We start from the raw sequence: 14,311 nt of genomic DNA on the forward strand, positions 1-14,311 counted from the left end.
TTTCTGTATGTCGAACAATTAAGATGGCTTTCTTCCATCCTTTGTTCGAAGCCAATTCATCTCCCACCTACTCACTGGGCTGTGACCCTTCACGCTCCTTGAGGAAGGAGTCTTCTTGGCTAAAATGATAAAAAAGACCATCGAAATGATGGTCTTGCAGACTGTAGACAAATGCATAAAATAACGAATGAACCTTTCTCTCAACACTTACTTTACTTCTTTCATAAATAGTCTAACGTTTTCAGCGATTTCTTTGAATTTGGTATGGTGTAAATAATGTGATCCATCCATGGTTACTACTTTTCCATGTACCGAGTCTTTTATCTGCCCTTCATGCAGAGGTATCCACCCTGCTACATCTTCATTATTCGCTTGTAAAAAGAGAAGAAGTGGAAGATATTTAGGGAAGATTAAACCTTGAGCCCCTTTAAAATTAGACGAAATATGGTCCATCTCATTCAAGGTTGTGTCATTATACATGTTTTTATTCGAAATCATTTTCATTTGCTCTACGGTTTTTTCATCAAATGCCAGTCCAGCATAGGGGTCAGCACTAATTTTCATAGCCAATCTTAAGAGACCTGATTTTTTGAGATATGCAAACGTTTTTAATGGGAAATTGATATCCATACCCGGTTGTGTTGCAACACTGCTATCGATTCCGACAAATGCAGTCACCTCGTTTGGATATTTGTTCACATAATCAATTCCATAAATACCTGTAATGGAGTGGCCCATGAGCATGTATCTGTTAATATTAAGCTGCTGTAGAGCTTCATGAACTTCACTTACCATATTCTCCGTGGTTCGCTCTTTTACAGTTTCATCACTTAATCCATAACCGAAAGGCTCTACCGCAACAACTTTGTAAAATGGAGATAATTCATCGATAAGAAGCTTAAAATCAAGCCCTGGAGTAGCTGTTCCATAACCAGGCAGGAGCACGATTGTTTCCTCGCCCTCGCCTTGTATTAACACATTCATGTTTTTCCCGTCTACAGATACGTGCTGCCCGTAGGGCACTATTCGTTTTTGCTCCGAATGACTACTCATCACATTTACGATATAAACAATACCTAAAAAAAGTACAATGGCTAGAACGATTGCTCCTATGGTTTTAAGTAAGATGCTTCGCACTTTCTTTATTTTCATTCCACTCAGCGTTTTCTTTTCCTCTTGTTGTGTCACTGTCATCTTCTCCTGTCCTGATCTGTTTGCCTTGCTTTATGTGCCTGTAATGAAAACTTAATCAATGAAGATGTACTCACCATGACGACAATATGAACTGAATATGAACTGCAAAAAAAATGCTACGGCTCTATATGCTAGTAAGCTTGCATATGAGTCGTAGCATAGAGAATGAATCTAACTAATCTGTTGGTGTAGTGATTGGCAAGGTGACAATGAAGGTCGTTCCTTGACCAAGTTCACTTTTCACTCGGATGTCACCTTGATGAAGCGACACGATCTGTTTAACGATAGCGAGTCCCATACCACTTCCGTCATACTTACGACTGTGGGAACGATCGGCCTTAAAAAAACGCTCGAATATACGCTTCTGGTCGTCAAGGTGAATACCAATACCAGTGTCGGATATTAGGATTGTCACGTTTTTGGTATCTTGTTTGATACTTACGTTAATCACGCCGGCATCCTCGGAAAATTTGATGCTATTTCTGAGGATATTCGTCCATACCTGATTTAACAGGTCATGATCAGCCGTTACTTTAACCGTCTGTAAATCAAGCTCGAAATGTATATCGCGAGCAGACCATTGTGGCTGTAGCGCCACAATTATCCGTCGGATTTGTTCATCGAGGCTGAGCGTGACGAGCCGTAGTTGCTTTGACTGCGATTCAAGAAAACTCAGCTTTAGCAGGTTATCGCTCATTTTGGACATCCTTTTCGCTTCAGCGATGATAATATCAAGATAACGGCTTCGTTCGTGTTCTGAGAGGTCAACTTGCTTAAGTACTAGAGCATAACCGGATATCGAAGTGAGCGGAGACTGAACCTCGTGCGACACGTTCGTTACGAATTCCCTGCGCATCTGCTCAAGTTGCTGCAGATCGTGCATCATTTCTTCGAAGCTGCGAGCCAAAGTACCCAGCTCACTCATTTGCTTAATATTCAACTTGACGTTGAAATCTCCAGATGCTATCCGCCTGGTCGCTTTTGTCAGCTTTTTTATCGGTCTTACCAGGAATACAGAGGCAACTAGAATCAATAAGCTTCCTGCAATCAACGAACATGTTGCAAAGACCACTGCCCACTTTGTGACAAAAGAGGCTGAAGGAGGGGCGAGCGCTTCCAAAAATATCGCTTTCGTTCCCATTTCCGTTTTCAACGGCAGCCCTAAGAGGACCGTGGCAATACCATTAGGAGTGTCCTGAACAACACCTCCATCTAATACTTTCTTTAGTTGCTCCATCGTCACAGGCGCAGGTTTGTGTCCGTGAAGTTTACCGTAAGACTTGAACTGACCCGTTGCTTCGTAAATTCGAATATAATAAGAATCGAGCTGCTTCATTTCACTTACGAACAAGTCCGCTTCACGTAACGGAAAGGTCTTGTAAATCCGGACGATGTCTTGGCCAAAGTTACGTGAGTTGATTTGAGCGTTTTCGTTCAATTTATCCTCGAATATCCAAGTTGACACCAAAAAAGAAATGATCGTGCCCCCGATGATGGAGACTAAAAATGTCAGGACAACACGTATATATAAGGATCTGATCATTCATAAACCTCAAGCCGATACCCAAGTCCGCGCACCGTTTCGATCCGAAAATCGGGTGTTGTCGCGAACCGTTCACGCAGCCGTTTAATATGTACGTCTACCGTTCGATCATCTCCGGCGTAATCGATACCCCAAATCTGATCGATCAACTGCACGCGCGTATAGACTTGTCCGGGTGTTCCAGCGAGCTTATACAGCAATTCGAACTCCTTTAGCGGCAACGTAAGCGACTCCGTCCCTTTCATCACCTTATAGGTCTGTCGATCAAGGATGACGTTCCCTAAATGGATCGTCTGCGTGGAGCCAATCTTGTATCGTTTGAGTAGTGCCCTAACACGAACCGTCAACTCTAACGGATCGAATGGTTTGGTTAAATAATCGTCCGTTCCAAGTTCGAAACCTTTCACTTTCTCCCATGTTTCTCCTCTCGCAGTCAGCATAAGTAAAGGTAGATCAGGATTGGCTCTTCGGAGCTCCTTGCTTAACGTCCAACCATCCATAATTGGCATCATAATGTCAAGTACGACAAGATCGACATTCTTTGAGATGTAGACAGCCAACGCTTCCTTGCCATCCGCTGCTTCAGCTGTTGCGAATCCGTCGTTGCGTAGAAATAAACAGACGAGTTCGCGAATGTTCGCATCGTCGTCAGCAACTAGTATAGTAGGCATAGTTTCCCTCTTTTCCCTGTTTTTCACCGCATTATTTCAAGCAATCATTATACTTTGAACTACCCCCACTTTCACTTCGTTTAGAAGTGAGGGATTCCTAAGTAAAGAGTTCTATCGAACTCTAGTTGATTAGGCTAACCCCGCAGTCCTTGCGGTTAGAAGCCTTATCGCTTCATTCTTTATATTGATACTTGCGTTAATATCCCTATCATGGTGTGTACAACAAGAAGGACAGTCCCATTCACGTAGGTTTAAATTTTTAACGTCTTTATTTTGATATCCACAACAAGAACATAATTGGCTGGAAGGAAATGTTTTCGATACGACAATGACTTGTTTGCCATACCATTTTGCTTTGTATTCCAACATAGTTCGAAATTGTGACCATGATACCTCACTAATTGCTTTTGCTAACTTATGATTCTTTAACATATTCAATACTTGCAAATCCTCTATACCAATCACATCGTGGTTTTTGATGATGTCAGTTGAGATTTTATCCAAGTAATCTTTTCTAGCATTTGATATGTATTCATGAATTCTAGCTACCTTTACTCGTTGTTTATTCCAGCGAAAAGATCCTTTCATTCTTCTAGAAAGCACACGCTGTGCTTTCGCCAACTTATCCTCCAATGATCGGAAAAACTTCGGATTTTTATAGGGGTTTCCATCTGACAAAATAGCGAAATCTTTTAGTCCTACATCTATTCCAATATAAGAATGTGTTTTCGGAAGCTCTTGTACTTCTGTTTCAACTAATAGTGACACAAAATATCTACCAGAAGGGTTTCGTCTAACAGTCGCATTTACAATACGTCCCTCTACTTCACGACTTTTGGCAAATCGAACAAGGCCTAGTTTCGGCAACTTTATTTTGTTCCCTACAACGGCGATATTTTCATTTGTTTGTTTTGTGGTATAAGATTGTATGTTATTCTTCTTGGATTTGAAACGCGGGGCACTATTTTGTTTTTTGAAAAATCGTGTATATGCATCCGCAAGGTTGCGAACAGACGACTGAATCGCAATACTATCCACTTCTTTGAGCCAAACAAACTCTTTCTTTATGGCAGGAAGTTTGGCAGAGCATGTACCATATGTTAAACCTTTTCCAGTCTCTTTGTATGCGTAATCCCATAGGGATAGGAAATGATTGAATACAAAGCGAGAACAACCTATTGTTTTGTTAATTAGAATTGTTTGTGCTTGATTTGGATAGATACGAAACTTATAGGCTTTATTAATTATTATTTGATTCACCTCCATTTCGGTATATGACTATTATATACCAAACGTATATTCGGTGGATAGTGAAGTAACACTTTATGTATGTCGAACAATTAAGATGGCTTTCTGCCATCCCTTGTTCGAAGCCAATTCATCTCCCACCTACTCACTTCGCGTTCCTTGAGGGAGGAGTTTTCTTGGCTAAAATGATAAATTAACACGTATGTTGATTAACCAAAGTAATACAGTTTCTTGATTTATCGACCTGTAGAATTCAAGTGTTCCTTTCAAACTAATTTTCCACTCAATTGACAAGATGTGTTCCCATTCTAATGGAGAAATATATTTCAATAATTCTTCATTAAGATGGGAATTAAATAACTCAACTTTCGCACCTATAAAATAAGCTGGGAGATTTACCTATATTGAATTTAGAGTCTATCAATTGTGTACTGTACAACTTGAGTAAAATGAAAAACACCTCGATCCTTGGTATAGTGAGATTACCTAGAAATCACTACCACAGAAGAGGTGCCTTAACTACAATAGCTCAAAATAACCAATATCATTAACTACCAAAAGAACTTAATTCTATTTTTTTCGAGCTTGAAATGAAGATCCAGCTAAGGATGCAGTCTATCGCTTCTTATAAACGGTACCAATGTTCAATTGGCGCCCTTTCCTGCTGCTGTTTAGTATGAATGCGATTAAAAAAGCAACTCGAATTACGAAAAAAACGCTCCAAAGTGTTGATTGTGCTTATCATCGTAACTGCAGTAAAAAAGTTGAATTGCTAGCACACTATTTTGAAACCTTGGTTAACTATTCCACCTTTGAAGTATTTCCTGTTTTTAATCAATGAGTAAGGGGCAAAATTTAAAGTATATGGTGGCACTATTTGTACTTCTTTCTGTAATCTCTACTCATTGAATAAATTTAGAGCTATCACTCATGCCTTCAGTTGAACACCCCGATGACTGAAGTAAGATAAATTATGGATGAAGCGCCCGTGCCATCGCATCAAAATAATTCTGACTGGCACGCAGACTCACTTCGGCTTCAGGCACAAATACTTCAAAACAATGGAAGCAGCCGGGGTAGAGATGAAATTCAACATCTACTCCTGCTTGTGCAAGTCGTGTTACATATTCAATAATTTCATCTCGGAATAAATCGAGTTGACCTACACATGTATAAGTTGGCGGTAGTCCTGCTAAGTTGTCTGCTCTCGAAGGTACCGCATAGGGAGATGGTTCGTTAGTATCGTTCTTCTTTCCCAAGTACATATTCCAAGCCGTTAAATTGTTTGATCTATTCCATGTTGCATTGTCTTCTATAATCTCATAGCTTGATGGTGTTATGTTGTGGCTATCAAGCATCGGATAAAGCGGCATCTGAAAAATAATAGATGGACCTCCTTTATCACGAGCCATTAATGCAAGCGCTGCTGTTAGTCCACCGCCTCCACTTGCACCGGCAATCGCAACTCGATTCACATCAATTCCAAGCGAGTCTGCCTCATTTGTCATCCAAACCAAGCCTGCATAACAATCTTCAATAGCCGCTGGATAAGGATGTTCGGGCGCAAGTCGATAATCGACAGACACAACAACGCATTCAGCAGTCTGAACAAAGCGTTCACACAAAACATCGTCCATATCAGGGTGGCCCATTACGTATCCACCACCGTGAATCCACAGCATAGCTGGAAGTTTATCAAGATTCTTATTCTTCTCAACGGGTTCGTAAATTTTAACTAACATCTCGCCGGCTGCGCCAGGAATCATTCGCTTGGTCATGTTTACAAGCTCTGATTTTTCCAAATGTGGATTCGACAAGAGACTTCGACTCGCCTCTAAATCCCCCTCTAATTGAAAGCCTGGAAATTGTGAGAAAGCCTGTTTTAATTCTGGTAATACTCGACTGTCAATTTTCATATAGATTCCTCCAGTTAAATAATGAAACTTGATGTAATCCTTATGGAATAATTAACGGAATAGATGTGTCCCCTGTTCTCCTTCAGCTTCCCATTTGGCAATCTCCTCTCTTACACGAGGGGCAACTTCTGTTCCAAGCAATTCTATGGTACGCATGACCTGATCATGCGGCATGGTACTTAATGGTACATACATCATAAAGCGTGTAATCCCTACATGCTTACGAAGATGAATGATTTTTTCGGCGACTGTATCTGGATCACCAACATACAACGCCCCTTCAAAACTTCGTGCAGCATCAAAGCTGGAACGATCATAATAAGGCCACCCCCGCTCTTTACCAAGTTTATTCATGCCTGCCTGAGTGGAAGGGAAAAATGTATCTGCTGCCAATTCCGTATTCTCTCCAACAAATCCAATTGAATGAGATCCCACCTGAAGCTTTGATACATCATGACCAGCGTGAGCCGCTGCTTTCTTATATAGCTGTACAATTCGTGCAAAGTGCATTGGGCTACCACCAATAATCGCCAGCATAAGTGGTAATCCCAGAAAACCGGCACGGATAGCAGATTCCTGATTCCCACCGCTACCAACCCATATAGGTAAAGGATTTTGAACAGGTCTTGGATACACACCTAAATTATTGATTGCTGGTCTATGTCCGCCTTCCCAAGTCACTTTTTCGGACTGACGTATTTTGAGCAGTAGGTCCAAATGTTCTTCAAACAGTTCTTCATAGTCTTTCAAGTTATAGCCAAACAATGGAAAAGATTCGATAAAGGAGCCACGACCCGCCATAATCTCTGCGCGTCCATTTGAAATGCCATCCAGTGTAGAAAAATCCTGAAAAACGCGCACAGGATCAGCTGAAGAAAGCACGGTTACTGCACTCGCGAGCCGTATTTTTTTCGTTTGTGGTGCCGCCGCTGATAGAACCATCGCTGGAGAGGATGCTGCATAATCCTTCCTATGGTGCTCACCAACACCAAACACATCAAGTCCTACTTGATCAGCAAGAATGATTTCTTCAACAACTTCACGTAATCGCTGTGCGTGACTTATCACTTCACCACTATGAACATCTGGTTTCGTTTCTACAAAAGACGTAATACCTATTTCCATTTGTTATCTCTCCTAGTCCAATTAGATTTTAAGTAAAAAAAATTAATCATTTCCTTTATGGTAGTAACGTGTTTCTCATATTGGCTAACACACGTTTATTTCATAAAATCTTAACTCGTCTGGTCATAGCCCAAAAAAGAAGAGCTAAAGCACTCACAGAGGCTCCGAGTAAGGAAACCCCTCCCCAGCCAAAGTGTACGTATATTTGAGTCGACGCAATTGAACCACCAGCACTGCCGATAGAATAAAACATCATATATCCAGCAGTAAGTCGACTCCGTGCTTCTGTATGCAATGGAAGGATCATGGTTTGATTCGTGACATGTATTGCTTGTACGGCCAAATCAAGTAGAACTATCCCTATCACTAATGCGATTAATGACTGCTCTATATAGCTGATGAACAACCATGAAATCAATAATAGAGCTAAAGCAATACCTGTCGTTCGTTGTCCGTAACCTTGATCGGCCAATTTCCCTGCCCGTGCCGCAGCCAAGGCTCCAGCGACACCTACAAGACCGAATGCGCCAATTGCACTATGAGATAGAGCAATTGGCGGTGTACTAAGTGGCAGTACTAGTGAAGTCCACAAAATGCTGAAATCAGCAAAAATCAGCATGGCTAGAACGGAGCGAACGCGTAACGTTCGTTCTTGAATAAACAAAGCAAGCACCGATCTAATCAACTGAGGATAGGATAGCGATTTTACCTCGCGCTCAACATTGGGCGACATCTTTATAAACATAAAAACCATCAAAAGCATGAGCGCTGCAGAAAATAGATATACAGAACGCCATCCCGCAACATCTGTTAATATACCAGCAAAAGTACGTGCGAGAAGTATGCCAATAACTATCCCACTTGTTACAATGCCAACGACACGTCCTCTTTCTGTAGGGGAAGCGATGGTCGCTGCAAATGCCACGAGAGTCTGTGTCACAACTGCAAGCAGACCCACCAAAGCCATACCTGCGAAAAGTACCATGCTGGAGGAAGCAGTACCAACTATAACCATAGCTGTTGTAGATAATAGCATCTGACCGACAATTAGACGTCGCTGGTTTAGCAAATCTCCAAGCGGTACGAGTAGTAGTAAGCCCAATCCATAAAAAATTTGTGTAATGGTAATAACAACACCAATAATGGAATGGTTAATACCAAACTCATTAGATAGTTGATCAAGCAACGGCTGTGCAAAGTAAATATTAGCAACAGACATTCCACAGGCAGTCGCAAACAATAATACCAAAGCGTGCGACATAGATGGCTGTTGATTCAAATTAGGTTTTGTTATGGAAGATTTATGACTTATCTTAGTGTAGAGTGGATCATCTTCTATATTTGTCTCTGTTTTGCACATACCTTAACCTCCGATCACATTAGATTTTCAACCATAACATACCGTTCAGTACAATATGATTACTGGTAAATATAACTTAGCCTTATTCATGCTGTCAACGTTTTTCGCACTAAAGTTAATGTTGCATTAAATGAATGGATCTTGATTTGACATAAAGAATAGCTAATTATATAATAATTACATACTGTTTGGTAATAAAAAACAATTGTAATTACCTACACACCTATCCTAAAACAATTAATAAAATCAAAGTTTGAGGAGGAGAATTCTTAATGGCAAGAACCCGTGAATTTGATGAGGATCAAGTTTTAGATGCAGCAATGCAGTTATTTTGGGAGAAAGGATATGAGGCTACCTCCTTAAGTGATCTTACTTCTAGAATGGGCATTCAACGCCCTAGTATTTATTCGACTTTTGGAGATAAGAAAGAATTATTTGAAGCCGCACTTCGCAGGTATACAATGTCTCGGGCCTCTGATATACGAAATAGGCTTCAAAGTCACTCCTCTGTAAAAGAGGCATTTTCTATTTTCTTTGCCGATGTCGTCAATGAAGAATACGCAGGGGATCTTAGTAAAGGTTGTTTTTGTATCAATACAATGGTTGAACTAGCACCTCATGATGAGAGATTTGAAATTTTGACAAGAGAACATCAAATGTACCTCGCCGTCATTTTTCAGGAGACAATCGAACGAGGAATCCAATCAGGTGAGCTGGAATTCAACACAGATGCAAAGTCTTTGGCACAGGCACTAATTGTAGCGTTAATCGGTCTAACGGTTATGATGAAATCTCGCCCCCAACGTTCATTTGTGGACAATGTAATAGCAGCGACGCTCACATTACTTAAGTGACATAATTGTATTTAAAAGTACGAAAACCATACCTTTATAGGGGTAACATCAAATCTCCATCAAGCTACAATTTTATAGTACCCCCAGAACGAAATTTTGTGCTAACTTGTAACAAAATTGCTCATTTTTTCATTTCGGGGTAATTCTGAATTCTTAAGTTGATGGGTATGTGGCGCTACCCCTAAAAATTTCCCTTTAAATAAAAGCACATTTTCTGTAAGGGTATAATGTTAATTATGGTAATAACGTCGTAAATCCTTATCTCCCTAAGGTCACCCACCACTCTCTGTACTAGTAGGAAGTAATTTGTATAATTCTTCCTTATGTTAACTAAAATACTTATTTTTTATATTTTCTTATTGTTTATATTTTTATATTGTTATATAATGTTACATATCTTTACTTATATGCGATTAAGATATATCGGAATTAGAAAAAGGGATCTTTCGAGATTCCTTTTTCTATTTAAAATAAAAAAGCAGTGGATTCGCTACCTATCCATAATCCTTGCCTCACAATGATTCCTTTATATTATTTTACTGCATCCTGCCCTATTTAAATCTATTTATTTAAATGTTAAATTATAAATTGACCACTAACATTCTGAATCGAGGTGACAATCATGAGGAGTTTTGGTTCATTATTGATCTCTACTATCTGTTCAACAATCCTTTTAGTTTGGAATTCCTTTTCTTTCTATACTGGATTCTCAACAGGATATACATACTACTTGGTTTACGGAATCATAGCTTTGGTTTTCCTTCTATTCTTTATCCTAAACATGCGAGATATCATCAAGAAAAACTACAGAACATCAGTGAAATAGGAGTTGATACATATTATAAAAAGACAATAAAGTGAGTAAAATTTGAAACCTCAAACATTTTAACCCCATTCAAAATTTAGGACGGCGTTAAAATGTTGTTGTATAATTTTTAATCTAAGATTTTTGTAATATTAACAACAAACAAGACGCCTTCCAGATCAAGGAAGCGCCTCCGATAATTTCTATAAACTTAATCAAACTTATTTATCCTCACATTATTTATTTCTTTGCTTCCATACCCCATTATCTTTACGATAAGTATTCTTACCATCCATGAAGTCAGCCGTATTACCCGGAATGCTATATTTCTTATTCTTTTTCTTAGCCTTCTTCTTCAGCCTTTTCTCTTCTTGAATAGCTTGCAAATCCGCCTTCCATTGTTTCAACAAATCCTTTTCATGTCGCATCGAATTTGTACCCCTTGGATTAAAATGTGAACCAAATAATTAGATTCTACCTATTTATATAGATATCCTCTAATCCAATGTACCCAATTATGTTTTTCCTTTTAAATAGACCAACAATATATTAAAATATCCTATATATCCAAGGAGGTTTGTCATACTCAACTTCCATAAAGAATTACCCCTATTAGGATTCTTTTTATTTTTATACAGTTTCATCAATACCGTTTTTTTATTACTATTTCTTAGCGTGTAGTAACAATGCAATGCGTATAAATATATGTTTAATGTGTTAATTCTATAAAATAAGTAAAAAAGCACTTCTGTTGGATGATTAATATATATTAATGTTGAATAGCTTTATTGATAGACTTTTTAAATCAATAAATATACTAGCTGAAGCCAATCTATACCCGATATTCTTTCCTCTTGCACTAATAGTAATCTCCACTAAATGAAGTTGCACATCATCTTTTTCAAAAATTCTAACCTTTATAATCCCCGTTTTTAACCATAAATTATATTAACATTAATATAATTTATGTACTTTATTCTTTCCACCCACTTTATGAAACATTTTTTAAAACTCTCCTACCTTTCCGTAAGCGAGCTTTTTTTAATAACTATTTTGTTTAAATTCACCTTAATTCACATCTGGTTTTCTTAACATTCGAATTAATAACTGTATAATATAATTAAACTATTTATATGAGAGGTGATTATTATGAAATGGAAACAAAAATACAATCCGAAATATTTCTTTTACCGCATGTATAGTTATGTTTATAAGGCCCTTGATGATATATCATGGTCTTTAAAATAATTTACACATTTGTAGTATGCTCTTTTCCAATCGCTATAAAATTAGGAAGAATAAAGGTGCTTTATTATATGTATTTTCTCCAAACCGTCTTAAGGATAATGCAGTTTTTTATTTTTTCAATAGTACTTACTAAGTATTTCTGTTAATATTTAATTACCGATATGTGTATCAACCGGCCTGTGCTTCTGTACGGGCTTTTTTGATGCTTTCATACTTCGTAATACCCAGGAACCCGTCTTAGTATTCGGGAATTCTACTAGATTCCCGAATACTAAGACAAACAAAAGCCTGCCCTATTAACTCTATAAAGACACCATTGCAAATATAATCCCTTATAGCTTCTATAGACTATCAACTTTTTCATAATATTTATCAGAGTTTTTTATATTCACACTTCTGTAACATCTTTATATAACGTTTTAATATATTACGTGTTAAACTTAAAATATTCCAAGAAGTCCTTTACTTTTAGAATCGACAATTCTTCAATACCCTTAGTCTTGCCCTGCATCCCCTGCAGGGCTTTTACCATTTAGCTAGAGTTGATATAACCTTTTCTGTACTGTTATTTATACCTCTAGCTCTTAAAATCTTTATGATCCACAAGATTTTCTTTCGTTCGTATTCATCTCTCTGATATTTACCCATTATATCCTATCCCTAATAATCCGTTTATTGATGCGTTCCATAACTTTATCCTTAGTTAGATTTTCAATAACAACCTCTATTTTCCTAAAATTCAATTAAATATTTATAAATTTCTAACAAATATTAATTGATAGGAATCCCACAGCATGAAATGGAATTTATTCTCAAAAGTTATTTAATTATTGTATCTGTCAAACTATTAATTAATTTATCTCTTCTTCATATTTTTATTGTTTTTTGACCACGGTCAAACAAGTAAATAAAATACACAAATAGGTAAGGAGCATTAGTATGATTATACAAGAAAAATTATCTTTTTCAGATCTAGATTCATTAGATTCAACTACAGATTCCATAATGGATGCGTTTAAAGATCTTTATGGAATACTTCCTGATGAAATTGCAGTAAATAATGAGACGTTTCCAATTCATAATAAACCCGCTATTACTGAATGTTATGATCACGCTTGTTATAAAATGCTGGGACCTTTTATATTTCGAGATCTTGAAAAACCTTCAATAGATGAAATAACCCTACAGGAACAATTTGTATGTAATCCCAATAATGAAGAAAAAGAGATTGTAGTGACAATAAAAGAACAATGGGCCAATATACAATCTTGGACTTCGAAATCTATTACAGGTTTAACTTTAAAATCAGATCTTATCATCGCAGGTAAATTTCAATCGGGTAATGAATTTAATATTTCAACTTTTGTAGGAGAAAGCAATTCAAAATCAATTCATACCTCTCCTTCAATTGAACATTCTATTAAAGTACCTCCAAATAGTAAAATGAAAATAGCAATGATAGGAACATTAATTACTGAGGTTCTACATTTCCGATCAATTATAACAGTACAAGGCATGTTTGGTGCATGTTTTCCACGTATGGTTCGTGGACATTATGTTGGGTTTAAAAGTGCTGGTCACATCCTAAATAAAACATTTGGAATAATTGAAGGATCCATTAACAATACAGCACTTCAGGATATTGAAATAAATATTAAAGGGATAGAACCTTATTCCGATAAACAAAAAGTGATCAAGTAGTAAAATTGCAAAGTAAAAAAATATACTGTTTTTTGATTCTATATCATATATAGATCATTAGAATAAGGAAAAGGAAAAATCTATGGCTAACAGTACTTCAAAATCATTGAATGGAGGAAAATCAATTGTCAAACAAAAATGAGTTAAGTTTTTTCATTATTAGATTAGTATTAGGGTTAACTTTTTTTGCACATGGACTCATAAAATTTCAAGATGGCATTCATAATACGGAAAATTTCTTCAACAGCCTAGGAATATTTGATTGGCTTGCATATCCAGTAGCAATTCTTGAACTAGTGGGTGGAATTTTAGTTATTCTGGGGCTTTGTACACGAATTATTTCAACCTTATTTTCTTTACTTATGGTCGGAGCCATTATTACTGTGAAATTTGATCAAGGATTTATAGGAGGGTATGAATTTGATTTATTATTATTGGCTGTTTCTTTATTTTTTGTAGTAAATAAAAGTCAATCTATTTCATTAGATAGCTTACTATCGAATCGTAATAATAAACAACAACAAACTCTATAAATATAAAGTTTCTCCTCAACACGTAAATTCTTATTTTGCGAAGAAGCTTATTTATATGAATTACTCAATTTAGATCCGAAAAAAAAAAACAAAAAGAACCCCTTATATTTCGA

At 37.3% G+C, this 14,311-nt stretch carries 12 protein-coding genes; 4 read left to right on the forward strand and 8 right to left on the reverse strand.

Annotated elements, in window-relative coordinates:
- Nucleotides 1-207: 207 nt before the first annotated feature.
- The 7 genes from MR170_RS03435 to MR170_RS03465 all read right to left on the reverse strand — a co-directional run bounded on the left by MR170_RS03435 (nt 208) and on the right by MR170_RS03465 (nt 9,057).
- On the reverse strand, nt 208-1,188 hold the full coding sequence (locus tag MR170_RS03435; RefSeq protein ID WP_000193668.1) for an alpha/beta hydrolase: 981 nt from the start codon (nt 1,186-1,188) through the stop codon (nt 208-210).
- A gap of 181 nt (nt 1,189-1,369) precedes the next feature.
- Entirely contained in the window at nt 1,370-2,737 is a 1,368-nt protein-coding gene (locus tag MR170_RS03440) for a sensor histidine kinase (RefSeq protein WP_242307210.1), read from the reverse strand.
- Nucleotides 2,734-3,408 (reverse strand): response regulator transcription factor, encoded by a 675-nt coding sequence (locus MR170_RS03445; protein WP_016082882.1) that lies wholly within the window; start codon nt 3,406-3,408, stop codon nt 2,734-2,736. The genes MR170_RS03440 and MR170_RS03445 overlap by 4 nt, the downstream gene beginning before the upstream one ends.
- Nucleotides 3,409-3,537: 129 nt before the next feature.
- Nucleotides 3,538-4,674 carry an IS200/IS605 family element RNA-guided endonuclease TnpB gene (gene tnpB, locus MR170_RS03450; protein ID WP_242307214.1) on the reverse strand — a complete coding sequence of 379 codons (1,137 nt, stop codon included), beginning with the start codon at nt 4,672-4,674 and terminating at the stop codon, nt 3,538-3,540.
- A gap of 953 nt (nt 4,675-5,627) precedes the next feature.
- Complete coding sequence (locus MR170_RS03455; protein WP_000687288.1) at nt 5,628-6,572, reverse strand: alpha/beta hydrolase; 945 nt, start codon at nt 6,570-6,572, stop codon at nt 5,628-5,630.
- A 51-nt stretch (nt 6,573-6,623) separates the two neighbouring features.
- Nucleotides 6,624-7,697 (reverse strand): LLM class flavin-dependent oxidoreductase, encoded by a 1,074-nt coding sequence (locus MR170_RS03460; protein WP_242307215.1) that lies wholly within the window; start codon nt 7,695-7,697, stop codon nt 6,624-6,626.
- Between the two features lie 100 nt (nt 7,698-7,797).
- On the reverse strand, nt 7,798-9,057 hold the full coding sequence (locus tag MR170_RS03465; RefSeq protein ID WP_242307217.1) for an MFS transporter: 1,260 nt from the start codon (nt 9,055-9,057) through the stop codon (nt 7,798-7,800).
- Nucleotides 9,058-9,329: 272 nt separating this feature from the next.
- Here MR170_RS03465 and MR170_RS03470 point away from each other — a divergent pair, with 272 nt between their 5' ends.
- Nucleotides 9,330-9,911 carry a TetR/AcrR family transcriptional regulator gene (locus MR170_RS03470; RefSeq protein ID WP_002066413.1) on the forward strand — a complete coding sequence of 194 codons (582 nt, stop codon included), beginning with the start codon at nt 9,330-9,332 and terminating at the stop codon, nt 9,909-9,911.
- 622 nt (nt 9,912-10,533) lie between these two features.
- Nucleotides 10,534-10,737: a hypothetical protein gene (locus tag MR170_RS03475; protein ID WP_242307222.1), complete on the forward strand. Its 204-nt coding sequence runs from the start codon at nt 10,534-10,536 to the stop codon at nt 10,735-10,737.
- Nucleotides 10,738-10,952: 215 nt separating this feature from the next.
- Here MR170_RS03475 and MR170_RS03480 read toward each other — a convergent pair whose 3' ends face one another.
- Complete coding sequence (locus MR170_RS03480; RefSeq protein WP_001215520.1) at nt 10,953-11,144, reverse strand: hypothetical protein; 192 nt, start codon at nt 11,142-11,144, stop codon at nt 10,953-10,955.
- A gap of 1,759 nt (nt 11,145-12,903) precedes the next feature.
- Here MR170_RS03480 and MR170_RS03485 point away from each other — a divergent pair.
- A complete protein-coding gene (locus tag MR170_RS03485) occupies nt 12,904-13,665 on the forward strand; it encodes a hydralysin-2 (RefSeq protein WP_098451821.1) in 762 nt (253 codons plus the stop codon).
- A gap of 125 nt (nt 13,666-13,790) precedes the next feature.
- Complete coding sequence (locus MR170_RS03490; RefSeq protein WP_016082894.1) at nt 13,791-14,198, forward strand: DoxX family protein; 408 nt, start codon at nt 13,791-13,793, stop codon at nt 14,196-14,198.
- Nucleotides 14,199-14,311 lie beyond the last annotated feature (113 nt).

The sequence above is a fragment of the Bacillus cereus group sp. BfR-BA-01524 genome, from assembly GCF_022662595.1.
GTDB classification, from domain to species: domain Bacteria; phylum Bacillota; class Bacilli; order Bacillales; family Bacillaceae_G; genus Bacillus_A; species Bacillus_A thuringiensis_S.

Bases quoted from the DNA above. Each gene is read 5' to 3' on its own strand.
- MR170_RS03440 (WP_242307210.1), bottom strand. From the start codon at position 2,737: ATGATCAGATCCTTATATATACGTGTTGTCCTGACATTTTTAGTCTCC.
- MR170_RS03445 (WP_016082882.1), bottom strand. From the start codon at position 3,408: ATGCCTACTATACTAGTTGCTGACGACGATGCGAACATTCGCGAACTC.
- tnpB (WP_242307214.1), bottom strand. From the start codon at position 4,674: ATGGAGGTGAATCAAATAATAATTAATAAAGCCTATAAGTTTCGTATC.
- MR170_RS03455 (WP_000687288.1), bottom strand. From the start codon at position 6,572: ATGAAAATTGACAGTCGAGTATTACCAGAATTAAAACAGGCTTTCTCA.
- MR170_RS03460 (WP_242307215.1), bottom strand. From the start codon at position 7,697: ATGGAAATAGGTATTACGTCTTTTGTAGAAACGAAACCAGATGTTCAT.
- MR170_RS03465 (WP_242307217.1), bottom strand. From the start codon at position 9,057: ATGTGCAAAACAGAGACAAATATAGAAGATGATCCACTCTACACTAAG.
- MR170_RS03470 (WP_002066413.1), top strand. From the start codon at position 9,330: ATGGCAAGAACCCGTGAATTTGATGAGGATCAAGTTTTAGATGCAGCA.
- MR170_RS03475 (WP_242307222.1), top strand. From the start codon at position 10,534: ATGAGGAGTTTTGGTTCATTATTGATCTCTACTATCTGTTCAACAATC.
- MR170_RS03480 (WP_001215520.1), bottom strand. From the start codon at position 11,144: ATGCGACATGAAAAGGATTTGTTGAAACAATGGAAGGCGGATTTGCAA.
- MR170_RS03485 (WP_098451821.1), top strand. From the start codon at position 12,904: ATGATTATACAAGAAAAATTATCTTTTTCAGATCTAGATTCATTAGAT.